The 17,101-nt window shown below is 61.8% G+C and carries 13 protein-coding genes, 1 tRNA gene and 1 pseudogene; 2 read left to right on the top strand and 13 right to left on the bottom strand.

Annotated elements, in window-relative coordinates; genetic code table 11:
- Positions 1 to 151: 151 nt before the first annotated feature.
- From BLW83_RS15070 to BLW83_RS15035, 8 genes are all read right to left on the bottom strand, one after another.
- Entirely contained in the window at positions 152 to 913 is a 762-nt protein-coding gene (locus tag BLW83_RS15070; RefSeq protein WP_143042869.1) for an NUDIX hydrolase, read from the bottom strand.
- A 46-nt stretch (positions 914 to 959) separates the two neighbouring features.
- Positions 960 to 2,129, bottom strand: coding sequence for a CaiB/BaiF CoA transferase family protein (locus BLW83_RS15065; protein ID WP_177172602.1), 1,170 nt, complete (start codon positions 2,127 to 2,129; stop codon positions 960 to 962).
- A gap of 41 nt (positions 2,130 to 2,170) precedes the next feature.
- Positions 2,171 to 2,824 (bottom strand): TetR/AcrR family transcriptional regulator, encoded by a 654-nt coding sequence (locus BLW83_RS15060; RefSeq protein WP_218139153.1) that lies wholly within the window; start codon positions 2,822 to 2,824, stop codon positions 2,171 to 2,173.
- Between the two features lie 93 nt (positions 2,825 to 2,917).
- Positions 2,918 to 4,240 carry a TRAP transporter large permease gene (locus tag BLW83_RS15055; RefSeq protein ID WP_090849182.1) on the bottom strand — a complete coding sequence of 441 codons (1,323 nt, stop codon included), beginning with the start codon at positions 4,238 to 4,240 and terminating at the stop codon, positions 2,918 to 2,920.
- Positions 4,241 to 4,243: 3 nt separating this feature from the next.
- Entirely contained in the window at positions 4,244 to 4,825 is a 582-nt protein-coding gene (locus BLW83_RS15050; protein ID WP_143042868.1) for a TRAP transporter small permease, read from the bottom strand.
- Between the two features lie 69 nt (positions 4,826 to 4,894).
- Entirely contained in the window at positions 4,895 to 5,923 is a 1,029-nt protein-coding gene (locus BLW83_RS15045; RefSeq protein WP_090849178.1) for a TRAP transporter substrate-binding protein, read from the bottom strand.
- 14 nt (positions 5,924 to 5,937) lie between these two features.
- The gene (locus BLW83_RS15040; RefSeq protein ID WP_090849176.1) at positions 5,938 to 7,881 is read right to left on the bottom strand and encodes an AMP-binding protein; all 1,944 of its coding nucleotides are present in this window, start codon (positions 7,879 to 7,881) and stop codon (positions 5,938 to 5,940) included.
- Between the two features lie 198 nt (positions 7,882 to 8,079).
- Positions 8,080 to 8,409, bottom strand: coding sequence for a hypothetical protein (locus tag BLW83_RS15035; RefSeq protein WP_143042867.1), 330 nt, complete (start codon positions 8,407 to 8,409; stop codon positions 8,080 to 8,082).
- Positions 8,410 to 8,850: 441 nt separating this feature from the next.
- Here BLW83_RS15035 and BLW83_RS15030 point away from each other — a divergent pair.
- A pseudogene (locus BLW83_RS15030) lies at positions 8,851 to 9,306 on the top strand (integrase core domain-containing protein); the annotation flags it as partial.
- 166 nt (positions 9,307 to 9,472) lie between these two features.
- Here the strand turns inward: BLW83_RS15030 and BLW83_RS15025 are convergent.
- From BLW83_RS15025 to BLW83_RS15015, 3 genes are all read right to left on the bottom strand, one after another.
- A complete protein-coding gene (locus BLW83_RS15025) occupies positions 9,473 to 10,570 on the bottom strand; it encodes a hypothetical protein (RefSeq protein WP_090849172.1) in 1,098 nt (365 codons plus the stop codon).
- A gap of 190 nt (positions 10,571 to 10,760) precedes the next feature.
- On the bottom strand, positions 10,761 to 14,516 hold the full coding sequence (locus tag BLW83_RS15020) for a hypothetical protein (protein ID WP_218139152.1): 3,756 nt from the start codon (positions 14,514 to 14,516) through the stop codon (positions 10,761 to 10,763).
- Between the two features lie 460 nt (positions 14,517 to 14,976).
- The gene (locus BLW83_RS15015; RefSeq protein WP_281245541.1) at positions 14,977 to 16,023 is read right to left on the bottom strand and encodes a recombinase family protein; all 1,047 of its coding nucleotides are present in this window, start codon (positions 16,021 to 16,023) and stop codon (positions 14,977 to 14,979) included.
- A gap of 60 nt (positions 16,024 to 16,083) precedes the next feature.
- Between BLW83_RS15015 and BLW83_RS15585 the strand changes: the two genes are divergently transcribed.
- Positions 16,084 to 16,323, top strand: coding sequence for a hypothetical protein (locus BLW83_RS15585; protein ID WP_143042866.1), 240 nt, complete (start codon positions 16,084 to 16,086; stop codon positions 16,321 to 16,323).
- On the opposite strand, the gene BLW83_RS16110 is transcribed toward BLW83_RS15585, so the two are convergent.
- Positions 16,320 to 16,532: a recombinase family protein gene (locus BLW83_RS16110; protein ID WP_090849166.1), complete on the bottom strand. Its 213-nt coding sequence runs from the start codon at positions 16,530 to 16,532 to the stop codon at positions 16,320 to 16,322. The genes BLW83_RS15585 and BLW83_RS16110 overlap by 4 nt on opposite strands.
- Before the next feature lie 444 nt (positions 16,533 to 16,976).
- A tRNA-Met gene (locus BLW83_RS15005) sits at positions 16,977 to 17,053 on the bottom strand.
- Between the last annotated feature and the right edge of the window lie 48 nt (positions 17,054 to 17,101).

The raw sequence follows: 17,101 nt of genomic DNA, 5'->3' as shown, positions 1-17,101 counted from the left end.
AACGATCCTGCCCGCGATCCTTGCCCTGGCGTTCGGCTATTACCTGGGAAAAAGCTACGTCGAGCTGGTAACCATTATCGTAACAACCGTGAATTGATGGCAGTGAGCTGAGGGCGGGACCATCAGGCCCCGCCGCGCAAAGGCTGGACGGTCAGAACAGCAGTGGCTCCAGCGTCGGGCCATATCCATCTTCGGCCTCCAAGCGCAGGAAACGCTTATCGCCGTGCAGTTCCACCACCGGCTCGACCACCCGCGCCGGGCGCATCGAGGCTGCTGCGACCGCATCGGCGATGCTGTCAGCCCGGGCCAGCAGCGACAGGTTCATCCGGGTCGGAAACACGATGGTGCGCTCGCCCCGTGCGGCCATGTCCAGCGCGGTGCCGGCGGCGATCCACTCGGCCAGAATGGTTTCCCGACCGTCGGCCTGCGCCACCTGCTCGGCCGGGGCCTCGACCAGATAGAAATACGTGTCAAAGCGCTTGGCAACGACCGGCGGCGTGCGCCAGCGCGCAAACAGCGAGAGCGAGCGCAGGTCAGGCCGCAGGCCGTTCTGCTGCAGATAGGCCAGAAAGCTGGCCTCGCCCCGGTCCATGGCGCCACGCAACTCCCGTGTGCCCTCGGGGTCGGCCTGATAGCCCTGGACGGCGGGTAGGATGCCGCATTCCTCGAAGGTTTCGCGGATGGCGCTGATGCGGGGGGCGCGTTCGCTGTCGGGTATGTCGTCCCACCCCTGCACCTGCGCCGCCCAGCCTGGCTCGGCGTCCGAGGCTTCGACCTTGCCGCCGGGAAACACCATCGCCCCCGAGAAATGGTCGATGGCGTGGTTGCGTTTGACCATCAGCACCTCGACCCCTGGCACTTCGCGCACCAGCATCATGGTCGAGGCAGTCCTTACGGGGGCGTTTTGCGGCATCCGGCCACTCCTTCATCACAGGAAACGGGTCGCATCATCTGTGCGCCTATGCCTCTTGCGGGGCAAGCTTGCCGGCAACGACGCCCTGGCGGATCAGATCGGCAATGCGATCCTCGGCGATGCCGCGCTGCCGCAGTGCGGCAGTGCCGGCCTCGGCCGCGACGGGGGGCGGACGAACCGCCGCGGGGGCCGAGCGGCTGAAGCGCGGGGCGGGGGCGGGCTCGATCACGCCGTTGTCGCGCAGGAAGCTGCCGCGGGCCTGTGCAAGTTCGTGCGCCGGGGCCTCGGCCATGTCGAGAACCGGGGTGACGCAGGCGTCGATACCGTCGAACGCGGCCTCCCATTCATCGCGGGTGCGGGTGGCGAACACCTCGGCAAAGGCGGCGCGCAGCCGGGGCCAGCCCGCGCGGTCGTTCTGGTCCGGCAGATCGGCATCCGACAGCCCCAGCACCGACAGCAGTTCCGCATAGAAGCGCTTCTCGACCGCCCCCACCGCCACATAGCCGCCGTCGCTGGTGCGGTAGGTGGTATACCAAGGCGAGCCGCCGTCGGCGGTATTGCTGCCCCGTTGCAGATCCCACTGGCCAGCCTGCCAATAACCATAATGCATTGTCATCAGCGAGCCGATCCCGTCCACCATCGCTGCGTCGACCACCTGCCCAAGCCCGGACTGCCGCCGCTCGTGCAGCGCTGACATCAGCCCGAGCGCAAGATAAAGCGCTCCTCCGCCGAAATCGCCCACGTAGTTCAGCGGCACCGCCGGCGGATCATCGGGGGACGGCCCAATCGCCGCTAGCGCCCCGCTCATCGCGATATAGTTGATGTCGTGGCCGGCGCGGGCGCTCAGCGGACCGGTCTGCCCCCAGCCGGTCATGCGACCGTAGATAAGGCCCGGATTGGCGGCCATGCAGGGTTCCGGCCCCAGGCCCAGACGCTCCATGACGCCCGGGCGAAAACCCTCGATCAGCAGGTCGCTGCCCCGTACCAGATCCAGCACCAGCGCCACCCCTTCGGGGGATTTGAGATCGACGGCCACCGCCTGCTTGTTGCGGTTCAGCAGATCGTATCGGGTCGGAACCTCGAACCCCAGATCGGCGCGGGTCACCCGCTGGATGCTGAGTACCTCTGCACCAAGATCCGCCAACAGCATTCCGCAGAACGGGGCGGGACCGAGACCGGCCATTTCGACGACTTTCAGACCATTCAGGGGCCCCATGGGTTCTCCTTAGGTATTGTGATGATTGGCCATCAGCGCAGCTAGTCGCGTTGTGGCGACAAGATGGCTTCCATGCTTGACAGCCGGATCTCGATCCGCTCGATCCGTTCGGGCAGCGACATGGTATTGTCGGGGCGTGCGTTGCGGTTGCGCAGACCCTCATAAATCAGGTCTGTCAGCTCTCGGGCAACATCTGTAATCACAAGCTGCCCCTCGCCCCGCAGGTGCCCCCATGTCTCGTGCTCCATTGCGCCGAACACGACCGAGCGGATAAGTCGAGTCGAAATAGAATCGTGAAACTCGCCTGAGGCGATTGCCTCCCGACAGACCTCCTGGATTGCCGAAGTATAGGTACGATTCAATTCATATATCCGCATCTTGCGATAATTCGGATCCGGTCGAACTTCAGTCAGCAGGAAACGGGAGAGGCCGGGAAATTCATAGGTCGTCCTCAAGGCAGAATGAATCAGGTAATAGATTCGTTCGCGGGTACCTTTCATATGCGCATACGAGGTACCGATACGATATTCCTGCTCCATCCAATCTTCTGCAACCCGCAGCATCAGGTCGCGCTTGGACTTGAAGAAACGGTAGATCGAGCCTTCAACAATACCGCACTCCGCGGCTATCTCCGCGACGGATACAGTATTGTAGTCCCGCTCGGCTAGCATCGTTCGTGCGACGGACAAGATCATCGACAGCCGCTGCTTTTGCGGCATTCGGGACTGGCGTCGGGGGGAATCGGCAGTCGAAGCTTGGGGCTGGGACAAGGTACTTCACCTTTCGATTTACATCGTCGTAACCAGCATCAGCGAAAGCGCCGGCACCATCAGCAGCAATGCAATTCGCAGCAGATCAGAAATCAGAAAAGGCACCACGCCACGATAGGTTTCCATCATGCTGACATCCATGGCCATCTTATTGACGACAAACACGTTCATTCCCACCGGCGGGGTGATTAGTCCTATCTCCACCACAGTCATAGCTAAAATTCCGAACCATAGAGATTTTTCTTGCGGCGACATGCCAAACAGATCCAGCTGCATCACGATCGGAAAAAACAGGGGAACGGTCAGCATTATGATCGCCATAGATTCCATCACACAGCCAAGAACAATGTAGATGAGCAGCATCCCCAGAATGATCATTATGGGGGTCACACCGCTGTTGACGATGATATCGGCAATCTGGTGGGTCATGTTGGTCAACGCCAGTGCCGCATTCAACATGTCCGCACCCAACAGGATGACTAAGATCATCACTGTAGCCTCGGCGGTGCCCAGCATACATTGCACGAAACCAGCAAGCCGCAACTCACCCGACAATGCCGCAATCAGCCCGCAGGCAAACACCCCTACCGCCGAAGCTTCGGTCGGGCTGGCCCAGCCGCGATAGATGCTCAGGATCACCACCAGGAAAACTACGCCGACCGGCAGCACCCCGATGAGCGAGCGCAGAATTTCACCTAGCGCGGCGGGAACGCCAGCCGGCCCAGCATTGGGATTGCGCGATACCACCAGCAGCACCACCAGCATATAGCCGACAACGGCGATGATAGCAGGCACGATGGCAGCGATGAACAGCTTTCCAATCGATTCCCCGGTCAAGATCGCATAGATCACTAGCGGCACCGAGGGCGGGATAAGAATGCCCAGCGTGCCGCCGGCGGCAACCGCTCCGGTTGCCAGCCCCGGCGAGTATCCGCGCTGGCGCATTTCCGGCAGCGCCACCTGACCCATGGTCGCCGCCGTCGCCAGCGAGCTGCCGCAGACCGAGGCGAAACCGGCACAGGCACCGATGGTGGCAACCGCGACGCCTCCGCGGAACCGCCCGAGCACTGCGTTCACGAACCGAAACAGCGCCCGCGACAGCCCGCCATGCGTGGCGAATTGCCCCATCATAATGAACATCGGAATTACGATCAGATCAAAGTTCGACAACCGCGCATAGGTCACATTCTTGACCCAGGCCAGCCAAACCTCGACCGAGCCGATCACGTAAAGAAATCCGGCCGCGCCGCAGATGAACATCGCCGTTCCCACCGGAATTCGCAGTAAAATCAACAGAACAGTAATGCCAAGGATCAACAGTCCAAGGGTCATCGGCTCCATCGGTCAAACCCTCCAGCTCGTAGATGCAAAGGCCATCTCGTCTGTGACCGACAGCGGTGCGACGGACTGGAACAGGCCGATTATGCCAAACAGGACCAGCCCCGGAGCCATCGCCAGTTGCCAATAACCCTCGGGCCAAGCCAGCAGGGTAGAGATCGCATGGGATCGGATACTGCCTAGCGCCAGTGCGGCGCTGCGCGCAGCCAGCAATAGACCAAGGCAGCCCAGGCTGAAATGCCCGATGCGTGTCAGCGCCTGCTGGATGCCGCGCGGCAGCGACTTGGTAGCAAAATCAACCGCGACGTTGCCATAGCGGGTCTGGCACCAGCCAAACAGCAACGAGGCAGCGACGGCACCGGCCATCTGGACGATCTCGACGTCCCCGCGCACCTGCCAGCCCATGGTCTTGCGCGCCACGATAGAAATGGTGAGCATGGTTGCCAGCCCGAAGAAGATCACGCCACCGGCGGTAGCGGCAATCAGCGCCGAACCGCGCAGGATCGTCCCCGCGCGCCGCCACAGCCGCAAGCCGGCTGACCCGGCGTCACCGGCGATCTGGCCGGCCCTTGCTGTAATGTCTGGCATTCTGTCCTCAGAAGCGAGATGTTGAACCAAGGGGGAAACCCCGGCCCGCAGCACGGGCCGGGTCGCGGCCTACTGGCTTTCGTATTTGGCGATCAGCGCGGTGGCGGTTTCATAAAGCGCGGCACCATCGGCACCGGCCTTGTCCACCTCGGCGATCCACTGCTGGCGGACGACTTCCATCCGGCTTACCCATTCGGCATATTCCGCGTCGTCGATGACGTGGATTTTCGCCCCACGCTCTACCGCAGCCTCGCGGTCTTCGATCCCCTTGCGGCGGTAGATCTCGCTCATGTAGCGCGAGGCCTCGATGCCGGATGCCTCGTCGATGACGGCCTGCAGGTCGGCGGGCAGGCGACTGTAGGCACGCTCGCCGATCAGGAACATGGCGATCGAGTTGGTGAACGGGCGGTCGTTGTCCGAAAACACGGTGTGGGCGTTGGTTTCCTCGTGCATGTTAAGCATCCGCACCGCGCTCCAGGGAATCATCACCCCGTCAATCACGCCGCGTGCCAGCGACTCGGTTATGGTGTTGGCGGGCAGCTGCACCGGCAGCGCATCCACCTGTTCCAGCGCAATGGCGCCATAGCGGCTGGGCGAACGGACCTTGAGGCCCCGCAGTTCGTCAGTCGTCTCGACCGGATCGGTCTTGAAATGCAGCACCGACGGATCTCCGACCGCCACCCACAGCGGACGCACCCCGCTGTATTCCTGCGGCACATGCTCGGTGACATATTCATACATCGCCATGGCGGTCACCGGCTCGGTCCCGGCTATGAAGGGCAGTTCAAAGACTTCGCTGCGCAGATAGCCGCCGGGCTGGTACGAGGGCACGGTGAACACGGCATCGACGATGCCGTCCCGCGCCTGGTCGATCAGCTGCGCCGGGGTGCCACCCAGCTGCATCGCCGGATAGATCTGGCAGGCCATCTGCCCTTCGGACTTGGTCTTGATGGTTTCGCACCAGTGCTCGACCATATCCGTCGCCGGAAAGGCAGTCGGCGGCAGGAAATGGTGGACACGCAGGGTGACCTCTTGCGCGGCGGCTTGGCCAGCGACGGAGATCAGGGCAGAGGTAACGAATGGCAACAGGGCTTTCATCTGGTAACTCCGGGTCAGTTTGCTGGGTCAAGGTTGGTCTGGCAGTTCAGGCAAGAGGCAATCCTGGCGATCTCGGCCGCGATGGCGGATGAAATCGGGACGGAAAACACCGCCTTGTCGCCGCGCGGGTCGGGGCAGAGCTCAAAGCCGGGGGCATCAGTGCCGAAGCGATCAGACAGCGCTTTCGCAAGCGCCCGCCGCCTGGCATCGAAACGCAGCGCCACCTTCGAGATCTTTCCGACCGGGGTCAGGGGCAGCGCGTCGAGAATATGGATTTCATATGGTAATGCGGCGCGTTCGGCGATGCGCTCGGCGCACCAGGCGCGCAACATCGGTCCGGTGACCGCGGCCCCGTCCATCAACTCGACATATGCCACCGGCATTTCGCCCTTGTCCGGATCTGGCTCACCCACGGCGGCGCACAAGCGCACCGCGGGATGCGAATCCAGTACATCCTCGATCAGGCGCGGGTCGATGTTGTGGCCGCCACGGATGATCAGATCCTTGGCTCTTCCTGACAGCCACAGATAGCCCTCGGCATCCAGCCGCCCGATATCTCCGGAATTACCCCATATCGACTCATCTTTAGGGTCAGTAACAAAAAATTCGGGGTCGCGGTCGGGCAGGTTGTAACCCAGCATTAGCGTAGGCCCCTGCGCAACCACGACCCCAGCATTGTCCGGAGGGAGGTCACGGACAATGCGGCTGTGTTCGTCAAGCTCGACGACCCTCAGGGTGTAACCCGGTAAGGCCCGGCCGACGGACCCGACCTGCGGGCGGTTGCAGGGGTCGGGATGGCCTGTGACGGTGCCGTGCATCTCGGTCAGGCCCCAGTTTTCACGCAGCCAGATGCCGAAGCGCTGGTGAAACCGTTCCATCAGATCGACCGGGATGGTGGCGCCGCCGCAGTGGTAATCGGTAATCCCGTGTTCGATCCGGCCATCGGGGCAGGCTTGCAGGATTGCCGCCGCCGTCGTCGGGGTCGAGAGCACTGAAGTCACACCGAATTCCTGCATCAGCGGCCAGAAATTTGCGACCACCTCGCGGTCACGAAAGCCCAGCGCGGTCAGGGTCAGCAGGGTCTGGCCGAACAGCAGGCTGCGGGTTGCAAGCGGAATCAGCCCGCCGCAATGGAAGTTCGGCATCCCATGGGCGACCACCGCATCGGGTTCGGGGCCCATCAGGATCCCGGTGTTCCAGGTCACGACAAGCAGCCGGCGCTGCAACATGCGGACCAGCTTGGGCGTCCCGGTGGTGCCCCCGGTGGGCATGGTCACGACGACATCCTCGGGGCCGGTCAGGACCGAAAGCGGGGTATCCGCCCCGGCAGCATCCAGCGTGGCATCGAAGCCGCAGGCAGGGTCCGTGCTACCAACCAGCAGGGTATGACGCAGTTCAGGCATCAGAGCCCGCAGCCGGTCCAGATCGCGCCACACCCCGTCGCCGCCGGCGTCCGTGGTGGTGGTCACCAGCGTGGTAACCCCGCCAGCCTGCAAGATCGCCGCCAGCGCCTCGACCTCAAGATAGGGGTTGACCGGCAGCAGCGTTCCCACCGCCATCGCCCCCCATGAGGAGACCAGTCCCTCGGCCACCATCGGCAGCACCACCGCCACCACCGGCCGCGCGCCCGGCCCGGCATGGGCCTGAAACACTCGGCCCGCGCGTTCGACCCGGTCCAGGAGCTCCGCAAAAGTCAGGGTGCTGCGCGCGCCACCGGGCACACCGCGATGCAATTGAATGATCGCGGCCTTGTCGGGCAGTTCTGCCGCTGTCGCCTGTAGGCAGCCCAGCACAGTTGTCGCGGGAATAAGGTCCTCAATAGGCCAGCGCACGATTTCCGAGCGATCCGTTTCGGTCAGGAAACGCCCGCGGGCCACCCGGCCCGATTGCGGCCCATGTCCGGGCAACCACGTGGAAACAGCGGTCGCGGTGGCGCTCCTGCGCATCGACATGTTCATCCTGCCTCCTCCCAAAAGCACTGGATTCAGTATGGTCTTTCCCGGCAGCACGGGATTGGCGTCTGGTCCTAGACGGCTGACACTCCCCTGTGGACAGAGAGCGCTTTCTTGGTCGGCCGCAACGTGGCGAGCCTGGCCGGGAAAATCCGGGCACGTGCGATGTCGCGCAAACGGGCAGACGTCAGAGCGGCGACTTTTTCAGTCCGCTGAAACGGCTTGGCCGCGAAAGGGGACGTCCATTAGCCAGCCATAGACACACGTGTTCGCCATCAGCGAGGGCGTAGCGGCAGCGATCCGGATGACGATGCGCCTGAGCGCCGTGGCCCAACCACCCAGATGCGCCTGCCGGGAACCTGCAACGCCTGCGCATGCTTGGGCGTTCCGGGCGATCAGCGCAACCTGCGCGGCGACTGCCAACAGTAGCAACTGCGCCATTTCCAGACCAACGCCCGAGGCACCGCTGCTGATGTCTGCATGGTTGCCATAGATTTCAAAGGCTTGACCGCTTTCAGTCTTGGCATCGGTCACTTTCTACCGCCCCTCGACAGCTGCAAACGTTGATCCTTCCGCACGCACGACATTGGATCTTCAGTATAACGCACGACTGCTCCGCTCCGCCGGGACAATGCCCATTGGATCCCCCCGTCTTTAACCGGTCCCTCTTGCGGCAAGCTGAAGTTACAAGCTTCAGCATAGTTCACTTGCTTAGCAATATCGGTGAGTTGGACTCAGCAGTCAATAGTTTTTTTGAGTAAAGATCAAATAAAGCTTGACCGACATAAAAAATTTTCGAGCCAACCAACAACATTTCTCCGCCATGATGAGTCATGCTCATCAAAATAACGCTACGGCCGCTAAGACCCTCTTGCGACCGACCTAACCCTCTGCTTCTGTCCACGATCCCGTTGGACTTGATCCTAATCATGGCAAAATGATTCTCTTTGGACTCGTCGCGTCGACCAACGTAAGTGCCTGATCGCCGACACCAGCATCTCTGGCGCGAGGGTGACGCGTGAGCTGGATGCACTGGTGCGGATCTATGGCAAGCCCACCTGCATCGTCAGCGATAACGGCACCGAGTTCACCAGTCGGGCCATCCTGAAATGGGCCGAGCAGAACGACGTTGCCTGGCGCTACATCGACCCTGGCAAGCCACAGCAGAACGCCTTTATCGAAAGCTTCAACGGCAGCCTGCGCGACGAGTTGCTGAACGAGGAGATCTTCGACACCCTCGACGACGCCCGCCGCAAGGTCGCCCTCTGGCGCTACGACTACAACGCCGTCAGGCCGCACTCCTCGCTCGGCAACCTGACGCCCCTCGAAGCGCGCCGGACGCTTGCGCCGCATGAAGGCTCCGCGACCGGCGCGCTTGCCATGAAACCACCCACCGATTACCAATCTCAAACCGGCAGACTCTCGTTATGAACGAGGGACGACAGGGGGGCAGGTCACACCCACCACGGGCGCCGGGGGTCGCGCAGCAAAGCCCGGAGCACCCGGGCGGATTTTGATCGGAACAACGATTTCATCGCCCGCCGCTCCGCTGGCGGTGCACCTTCGACCTCCCGGTCGATATAGACCCGTCCGAAGGTCAGCCGGGCATTCCCATCCAGGTCGAGATAGCCAACGCCATCTTCGATGCACAGGTGACGGGTCTTTCTAGGAGCGTCCTCCGTTCCTCCTGCGTCCAGGTCGGCAAGAGCCGGGTCGGATCGACGCATGGCTCGGTGGCATCGTCATCCTGCAAGTCAGCGCTGTGACGAATGGTCATGGACTTCATCAGTAGTACGGCGAGCGCGAGCGTTCCCGCGCCTTCCCTGGCCTTCGCTTCCGATAGTGGACCAGCCTCGTCGCGGTCCGTTCGTGGCTTCAGCTTCAGGTTGACGTTCGTTATGACCTGATCGCGATGCACGCGGATGCGACGGTGCTCCCGCCAGTCCTGGCAAAGCTCGATCAGGTCCTGCGGGCGTCGGGCGAAGTCGAACGCATCGCGGGTGCGGAGGTCTGAGATGAATGCCTCGACATCGGTGAGACCCTGTTCCGTGACAAGCGCTCGGATTGCCGGTTCGTCGAGCGGCGTCAGACAGACCTTGCGCCACAAGGGTGGCTGCTTCTCTTTCGCTGAGGGTGATACCTGCCCATGTGCGGTTCCCATGACATCATCAACGAAAGTTCGCGTCCCCTCAGGTGGCGCCGAGAGCGGGAATAATTGGCCCAAGAGTTCGCGCTCGAACGGAACCGGCCGCGACGTCACGATCAAGCTGATCCGGTCGAGATTCGGGCCGACAAACGCCTTAAGATGCGTCAGCGCGGTGCGGAACTTTCCGCGCGTCAGTCGCAGCTCGTCATAGGCATCAAGAAAGAAGGTTGCGATTTCATCGCTCGCGGCGCGCCAGACCTCGACACGAGACAGCTCCTCAGGAGTCAGAAGTGAGCCAGTGGCCTCGGAACGCGCGAGTTCGCTCAGTTCGAAGAAAAACGCGGGCTGGCCTTCATCGAAGAGGCGTCGCTGCTGCGACTGACATTCGTAAGTCTTGCCCGATCCCGCCTCCGAAATGATCGTGATCCGGCGCGATCTCAGAAGCTCTGTCCAGTCGATCCCGCGGGAATGCCCGAACCAGGACATCGTTGCGGCCTCAAGCAAGGCAGATATCTGTTCGGAAGTGAGGTCAATGAAGCGACGATCCATGGCGAACGCTGAACCAATCCGAAATTTCTGGGTGCAGATATTCTGTCAGCGAGCCAGAGCTATTATTTCCATAGCGGCGCAGTTTGCTGTGACCCCCCCCACAACTCGTCCATCTGATGCTAGAGGTCGACCCAAGGCTGCACTACTCCCTTCGTCTGAGCCGCCGCAAGCTGGAGTGTTGCGGTTACAGTCAGCCATCGCGCACTATGCGGCCGAACCGAAATTCCGCCTCGTCGAGCGCGATCTGCAGGCTGGACACTTCCTCGATGATCTCGTTCGGAACTTGGCTTACGGTGAATTCTTGGACCGCGTCCGCGAAGTTGGCCTCGGCGGAGCGAACGCGGTCGAGCAGGGAAAGGACGAGGGGCGAGCCCTCTGGATCGAGATTGTCGACCATCGTCGCTAGCAAGATGCGCATCGAGGCGAACTCGTCCTCGAGTCTTTCTCGTGTCTCCAACTCGACAAGGGGGCGTCCGGGAATCCCGAGATTGAGGCGATCCATCGATTGCAGGGCCGATGCCGTTGCAACAGCAATGTTTAGGACCGGAGAGATTTTCGCGTGGAAGAAGGGAAGGCGGAGCAGCTCAATCCAAGCGTTGGCCTCGTCCGGAAGCGGCAGAAGCGTTTCGTAGCCGCTGACGCCGCGCGCCGGCAGAACCCGTCCATCGACTTTCGGAATCACAGTCAGCCGGATGCCATCGGGAACCGCGTCGCGGGCGGCCGCTACGGCGGTCGCGTGGCGCTCAACCTCCGTGTGCGAGGTTAGCGGGACAACAACGAGCACCTTGCTGGGCGGCCAAGGTAGGATCCCGTCAGGGTCCTCCGTGACATACACTTCGGCTTCGATTCCGTCGTCCTTCAATGTGGACCCGATCGACGCCGCGAGCTTGCTGCGCACCGTCGTCATGCGCTTCTCAACCAAGGAAGCGACAAGGCGAAGCGCGTTGTCTGGTCTGGCCTTGTCGATAAGCGTGGCAAACTTGACCCCGGGATGCACTGGTCCTCCAGCAGCGTCGCCTGCGATGATCCTGGCACGGACGAGGAGTTCTCGCATTTTTCCGAGATTGGTTGGTACGCCACCTACCAGCTCCCACGGTTCTTGCGCCGCTGTTTCGTCGATGTCCCTAATTAAGTCTGCCGTCCAAGCGATGAAGGAGCCAGCGTCTTCTGGAAGCTTGTGGAAGCGCCTGACGACATCGGCACCGCCGGCGAACAGCAGATTCTGCAACTTTGTCACGCTGGCATTGGTCGTCTCTGACCCCTTGCCGGACGCGACCGAGTATGTGATCGCAGGCGTGCGCAGCTCGCTGGCAGCGCCATATACGCTGTTTATCGCGACTAACTGCGCATCGGTGACGCTCTTCCCGCGGATGATAAGGTTGAGGAGGCGCTCCAGTGCAGGCACGAGCCGGTCGAGCAGTTGCACAGCCTGGGTGAGATAGCCGCTGTAGGTCGGAGCGGCGGCGCGGATCGCGATGGCGTCGCACCAGCGGCGATTCCATTCTGGCAGGGCTGCCGCAGGCAGGTTTGCGCGCGGAATCCGCTTCTCAGCAAGAGGCAGGCCGCCGAACCCAATAACTTCTCCATTCGGTGCTCGGGCGGCGGATGCGGCGATCTCAGAGCGCGGTGAGAGCGCAAGCGCCACCTCGCAGATACGCACCACCCTGTCATGCGTACTGTCTTCTCCGGGAATGCCAATCTCATTGTAGTCAGAGCGGATAACTCGACCGTCGGGGGTGTTTTCAAAGGTCGGAGCCGTAGCCCAGGCGATTTCGTGAGGCATCCGGTCCACAAGTGCCTGCTCCCCGACCGCATCGACCCATGCGATCGCCTCGTCCCTGTCGAGGCCGGCAAGCGTGCCAAGCAAGCGTGCGACGCCATCGATCGGTGCCGTCAGAATATCGATTGGATGCGTCGCTAGTGCTGTGCGGACGGTCGGGTGCAGCGGCATGCCGTTCAGTGACGAGAGGAATTGATCGAGTGCCGAGGGGTCGCTAGCGCCTGACACGATCTCGGCAAGCAACGGAGCCGGAAGTGCATCAAGAAGGGTTTGTCGAGGATCCCCCGCAATACTCGAACGCATCCGGGTAAGTTCCGCCGCTGCCTCCATTGCCAATCTGAGCGCCTCGGTGAGCGCCGGAAGCGTGTTCGCGGCCACCCCGAACATCGCAGCCAAACTGACCTGGGTAGGTGCGAGAGCACGCATACTTTCCGTGCTCAACCAAGCATCTACCACATTTGAAATCCATGCCGTTCCCAGTCCGCGAAGCGCTGCGGTGAGCACTTCCAGGCTGTGGTTGGCTTGTATCCGGGTGATCAAAGCGGTGATGGCCGCATCCTGGCCGACGCCGAAGTTGCGCATGCTCTCTGCGGTCAGCAGTTCAATATCCTTCGGCGAAACCGCACCGATCGCCCGAGAAAACGACGTGGCGATTGTCGGCGGAGGAACCCTGTGCGTCAGCCGTACCAATTCGGCAGAACGTAACTGATGGAGACCAGCCAGGCCGCCGTTCGCGTCTACGCGGACAAGATGCTCGTCAACCAAGCGGCGCAAACTGCGACCGACGGTCTCCTCGGGCAGTGACAGGATGGCTGGCAGCCGCTCAGCGTTTGCGGTCGCGCCAGTGGCGCCGGTCAGGGCCAGGATTCGCAGGATGGAGAGCTCGGCCGCTCTCGCCGGATCGCTCTGCCTGGCGTCCACCTGTCCGGCTAGGGTTTCGCGGAACCGCTGCCCGGCGGTCAGGATATGGACGTATTCGAGCACTAGGTTATGACTGCGCTCCCATGGTTCCTGCCAGCTGGTCCACTCTGTCCTGCCTGCTCTCTTCAGTTCTTCGAAAATTCTGCAGGCGAGATCATTGTCGGGCTCAGCGCGTACCTCAACGGCACGCGAGCGGCCTTGGAGCAGGAAGAGATCCTCCTCGCGGATTGAACCGAGCAAGACGGCGCCGGGTACCGCTGCGAATTCGAGCGTGAGGGCGTCCCAGCCCTCAGTGCCGCGCCGCCCGATGTCGTCGACCACGAAGCCGACCGGGCTGTCGGGGGTCGCGCGCAGTGCGCGGACAAGCTGACGTAGAGCGGGCAGGTCATTCTGATCGACGCGAAGAAGGTGATACCACCGGACCGTGTGGCGTAGCGAATACGCGGTGTCCCACATGATTGCCGACTTGCCGGCGCCGGACGGACCCGCGACGAGCGCTGTGCCGTGCGCTTCTAGGCCTCGGGCGAGCGCCTCGCGCGGCTGCAGCCGGGGGATGATCAACCCGGCGGCGACATGTCCGGCCTGAGCATCGACGCCGAGGTAGAATTCCGGATCATCGAGCGGGGTTAGGAAATCTGTCGGCTCGCAGGCACCATTGCGGAGCGCGACCTCGATTGCCTCGACGTCAGTCGCAGCCAGCGTCTCGGTAATAATCCTGTCCGTGTCAGTCGCCGCCAAACCGCGATAGGTGTCTGTTCTCAGCCGCCCGTTGTCGTTTGCGAGCATCCCGACTTCATGCAGCAGCTGGGCGACGCAAAGAGCGGCAGCGATCGGAGAACAACTCATGCGATCCGTGATAATCGCGATCGAATCTGCGCTTGGGGACGACATCTGCCGGATGTCTGTTTTAGCCAGCAACGCCTTGCCGCGGGCATTGCCAGGAAGCTGCGAGACCAGCTTCGAGTCTGGGACGATGCCGCCGTTCGCCATGGTCGCATGGCCGATGATCCCCTGCTCGAGGATCAATTCGAGCCCGGCTGGGGGAAGTGCAAACTTGTCATGTCGCTCCCAAAGCTTGGTGAGGTAGTTCCTAGTACTCGCAAGCGGTAGGCCACCGAGATATTCCCGCCGACTTTTGATCTGGACAAGCCTATTGCCGTCGGTTGACCGCAGCTCGATGTCGTCATCGCCTTCTGGAATGATGATCGCTGACGGGCTTGTGCCAGTCCAGACCCGGAGCGCCAACGTAACAGTCACAGCGTCCTGGTAGCGGAAACCTCGACCGGCGTGAGATCCATGGCGGTCGTGAGCTGCCTTTCTTGTCATGGAGAGTCAGATACTTTCTTGGATACCCAGTTCCTTGCGGGCATATAGCGAGGATGTCCTCTGAGGTCATCGATGTGAAGCGAGTGAAGGTGGGGGAATTATTTATCGCATCATGCCGCTGAACCGAGTGCAAGTCACACGTGCCGGTGCTGCAGAGCGGCTTGTTTATCATCCTCCCCGTGTTTCGGGTGGCGCAACCTATGCGTAACAGTTGAAGGTCCGCTTTCCCGGTGTCGCGGCGCTCTCCACGCCGCACCGCTGTCCGTCAGCTTTCCGCCTTTCGTCGCTGTGCAACAACGCTGTAGCTGGTTCGTGCTTCTTTACGGCACTGCTGTGTCTGCTGTTTTTGCCCCGTCCATCGTGTTCCGTTCCTCACTGGTCAGTGCCTGTCTCTTTGGCATCCGTCCCGAGGCGTTTTCCCACCTGAGCGAGGGACCTGCCGGGCCTTGCCGGGCGTGACGCTGATGGGCCCGAGCAGGCATCTGAGCTTGAGGATTGCGTATCCCTCGTCGGTGGTGCGTAGGTCTGCCATCAGGCCAATGATGGCTTCCGATATGACACCACCCGCTTGCGCTTGCATGACCCTCATGTGTTCCGCGCCGATCTGGAGGCTGGCCTTCAGCTTTCTGGCCTGATCTTCAAGCTGCAGGAAGCGTGTTTTCATGCGCAGGGTGTAGACGCCGTCTTCGATGGCGGCGAGCAACCCCGCAAGTCTGGTCTCGATCACCTCCAGTTCCCGGCACTCCCTCTCCATCTGCCCCTGCAACTGTCGTGTCGCCAGATCGGCGTCCTGCCCTGCGTTAATCGCCTGGCTTCGGATCAGGGCGCTGGTTTTTGCGAAGAACGCATGGACCTGCTCTTCCATGACCCTGCGCGGCAGGGCCTGGCCATTGGCGCAGGTCATGCGGCGATAGTGATCGGCACATCCATAACGATTCCGTCCAACGGAACAGCAGTCCGCACCACAGGCAGCGCATATCAGAAGCCTGGAGAAATGTGACGATCCGGGCGTCAAATCACGCAACCTTGCTTCGCGCGCCTTGCGAACCGCGTCACGCAGGGTGCCGTGTTCCTGCTCCTGTGCGTCCTGGTGGTTCTTCACCGCCCGCCAAAGACTTTCATCGACAATGCGCAGTTGGGGAACGTCCTTCCTGACCCAGCCGTCCTCAGGGTTCATACGTGCCTGGCGCTTGCCGGTGAAGGGTTCCCTGACGAAGCGCTGGCGGTTCCAGACCAGCACACCGCGATACAGTTCGTTGTTGATGATGCCGGTTTCCCTGCTCCGATGGCCGCGGATCGTCGTCGGCTTCCAGCTGCGCCCGCCCGGGCTCGGAACGCCCTCGTGGTTCAGCATGTCGGCGATCGCACCGGGCGTCGCACCCCCGGGAAAAGTCGGGGAAGATGCGCCGGACGACCCGAGCCTGATCTTCGTTAATCACACGCGCACCTGCGCCGCTCCTATCCGCGAGTGCCACGTCGTAGCCATATGGGAGACCGCCACCCGAACGACCTTCTCTACCCGCCGGCGCTGGCCGCGCCGCGTTTTCTCGGTCAGGTCCTTAAGAAACAGCACATTCATCGTGCCCTTGAGGCCGATGTGCATCTCGTTGATCCGACCCTCAGCCACCGTGTTCAGAGCAATCCGCTCGAAGCAAAAGCGCTTGTAGACATGGGCGATGTCCTCCTGATCGCGGGAGACCCGGTCGAGTGCCTCGGCAAAGACTAGAACCGCCGAGCGGACGCGTCCTCGAGCATCCTGATTGCGCCGTTCCTGCCACGAATGGCGGCGCCGGAGACGGCCTCGTCATGATAGCAGCTGACGACGGTCCAGCCCTGTCGTGCAGCATATTCCCGGCACAGGTTGAGCTGATCGTCGACGGAACAAGGGTTCTGTAGGTCTGAGGAGTATCGGGCGTAGAGAGCAGCGGCAGGCATCGGACTTCCGGGAGCACAGGGGAGCGCCCTCTGCCAGCAAATCCGGCGCGAGGAAAAACCCCCTTGCTCCTCCGCAATGGTCAGGGCCTGCCCGACATGCCAATAAGACCCAAAGCGCGGAACCTGCTTTGAACCTGACGAACTCGCGTTTATCGTGTGATTACAGCGCTATGCGCCCTGCCGATCATAGTGCTGCGTCGTAGGAAATCGTAGTTTGTTGTAGAATATCGTGCAAATTCGTAGGTATGGTTGCGGGGACCAGCTCTGATCTGAACTTGCGCCGTTCGCAAGTTGAAGTGGTTGCGGGAGCCTGCACTGATCAGAACTTGCGACAATCGCAATTTGAGATGGTTGCGGGGACGCGCAACAGACGATCACTGCGGAATGGGTCTGGAAACGCAAAAACCTCCGCGCAGGAAGCTACGGAGGTTTCGCAACTATCGTTGGTTGCGGGGATAGAATTTGAACCTATGACCTTCAGGTTATGAGCCTGACGAGCTACCGGGCTGCTCTACCCCGCGCCAATTGCTGCGTTTTGGTGCAGCTTCCCGCTGGTATCTTGATGCGGG

It is taken from the genome of Paracoccus alkenifer (assembly GCF_900108405.1).
GTDB classification, from domain to species: domain Bacteria; phylum Pseudomonadota; class Alphaproteobacteria; order Rhodobacterales; family Rhodobacteraceae; genus Paracoccus; species Paracoccus alkenifer.
The sequence above is the reverse complement of the archived record's forward strand: the minus strand, read 5'-3'. Positions and strand labels throughout refer to the sequence as shown.